Raw genomic sequence first — 2,221 nt, forward strand, 5'->3', positions numbered from 1 at the left:
CCCCGCTCCTTCTTTTAGTTGCGGATAATGGTGTCGTCCTGCATATACTGTACGCTGCCGTCCTCGCCTCTGGAGTAGTGGCAGAGGAAGTCATACCAGAAGAGCCGGGACTCGGAGGGGGTGGTGGTGTGGGGCTTGTCCTCGATCACGGCGAAGCGGACCATGGGCACGCCGTCCCCGTCGCACCAGATCTGGTTATGGTATCCGCTGGTCTGATACATCAGGGGGGCGTTCAGGTCCTCACAGCCGTTCCGCTCCAGCCAGTACATCATGGTAGAGGTCAGGCTGGGGCTCTGGTAGGCGCCGGCATCCTTGGTGCCCACCAGCTGGATCACGGGGACCCGGTTGGTGCTGGCCATAGGGTGGAGGGTGGCCACATCCTCAGTCACCTGCTGGTCCACATTCCGATAGCGGCCGGCACTGATGGCCACGGCGGCCACCACATCGGACATCTCACCGGCGATCATGGCGCTGGAGTTGCCTCCGTTGGAATGCCCGGTGGCATAGATCCGGCTCTCGTCGATGGAATAGCGCTCCGACACATCCTGGATCAGCTGCCGCCAGAAGGAGATGTCGTCAGGCCGAGTGGGGTCCCAGCAGTCGTTGTGGATGGGCCGGGCCATGCCGTTGTTCTCCGCATAGGGGTATGCTGTGGGGAACACTACGATGAAGCCCGCCTCCTCGGCCACCTTGAACCACTCAGAATAGGGGGCGTAGGCCTCGGCGCACTGTCCTGCGCCGTGGAGGGCCATCACCAGCGGCACCGCCTGGCTGGGGTCATCCTTGACGGACTGGGGCACATACTCCAGCCAGTAACGGGAGTAACCGTCGATGGTCCGCTCCTCCTTGGTAAAGCCCAGCGCCTCAAAGTCAATGGCGGGGCGCAGGTCGTTTCCGGCCAGGGAGCGGTAGCGCTGGGCCTTGCACAGGAAGGTCTCCCACAGGGTCCTGCTCAGCTCCGGGTCGGTGTAACTCACCTCTGCCTGGGTGAGCTGTACCTTCCCCAGGGGATAGGCATTGATAAAGGTGTCATGGGAAAGCATGTTCTGCTGATACACCGTGGTCTCCAGGGGAACGTCCTGGTTGATATAGGCCGTCTCAGTGCAGTCGTTGGCTCCCTTCCAGTAATCGGCCACGGCCTGGACCCCGTCGGTCATCTCCTTCTCGATCAGCCACACCGGCACATTGACCTCATTCACGGTCTTTTCCGGGTCCACGGCGGGGGTCTGGCCCATCTGGGTCAGATAAGCCTCGTCGATGGCTCCGCCGTCCAGCACTGCCAGCCCGGAGCAGTTGTCCGGATTGGCCATGACCCACTGCTCCAGCAGGCGGCCTCCGTCGGCGTAGCCCACAAAGTAGTAGTTTCCGGTGTATGGGCTGTAATGGATCGTCTTGCTCCCCAGGGCAAAGGCGGCGCTCAGATAGTCCAGCTCCTCCTCGCCCCCCCACTGGCTGTCGGCAGGGGTCAGGGCGTGGAGCAGGAATTTATACTGGTCGGCCACCGCGGTCCAGCCGCTGCTCACCAGGAACTCCTCCGCCTTCTCCCCGGAGGGCAGGGCCACGAACACGCTGGAGGCGCAGTGCCCCGTCTCCTCCGGAATATAGGTGTAGAGCTTCCGGCCCTGAGAGAGCCCGTCCGCCTCCACCGCCTCCTGGAACAGGCCGGTGTAGGGGTGATAGTAGATCTGGTCCGGTGTCTCCTGCACCATCTTCTGGAACAGCGCCGTAAACTCCTCTGTGGTGGAACAGGGGAAGTCCTGAACGGTCAGGGGCTCCACCTGAACGGCCGCAGGGGCGGACTGTGCCCCGCTCCCGGAGCTGGATGCCGAAGAGACGCTGGAGCCTGCCCCTCCGGGCGCACCGCAGGATGTGAGCATGGCCAGAGACAGTGCCGCCGCAGCCAGCGGCAGACGGATAGACTTGCTGCGCATGATGTGATCCTCCTTTTGCAGATTCCCGCACCGGGAGCTGTTCTGTATTTTGCTCCCATTCTGTGCTGTTTTCAGCTTAACAGGGGGCGGAATACCTGTCCATCCTCTGATTTCTCTGCTGTCTACACCGGTTTCAAAATTCAAAAAAATGAATCCCATCCAAAAAGCTGAGTACCCGGATCGTAGCTCCCGTCTATATCATGATCACAGGAGGGCCGGAGCTCGTGACGAGCTCCGGCCCTCCTTCCGCCCTGGTCCCTCCCACAACTTCCGGGCGCCCCCCGCTCCTC

Annotated in this window: 1 protein-coding gene; it reads right to left on the reverse strand. The window is 62.1% G+C overall.

Going from position 1 to position 2,221, the window contains the following annotated elements; genetic code table 11:
• Nucleotides 1–14 precede the first annotated feature (14 nt).
• Nucleotides 15–1,931 carry a CE1 family esterase gene (locus BN1969_RS03490; RefSeq protein WP_050623025.1) on the reverse strand — a complete coding sequence of 639 codons (1,917 nt, stop codon included), beginning with the start codon at nucleotides 1,929–1,931 and terminating at the stop codon, nucleotides 15–17.
• Nucleotides 1,932–2,221 lie beyond the last annotated feature (290 nt).

The sequence above is a fragment of the Clostridium phoceensis genome (assembly GCF_001244495.1).
GTDB lineage: Bacteria > Bacillota > Clostridia > Oscillospirales > Oscillospiraceae > Lawsonibacter > Lawsonibacter asaccharolyticus.

What these genes read in the sequence shown, in the direction of transcription:
- BN1969_RS03490 (WP_050623025.1), bottom strand. Translation starts at nt 1,931, where the DNA reads ATGCGCAGCAAGTCTATCCGTCTGCCGCTGGCTGCGGCGGCACTGTCT.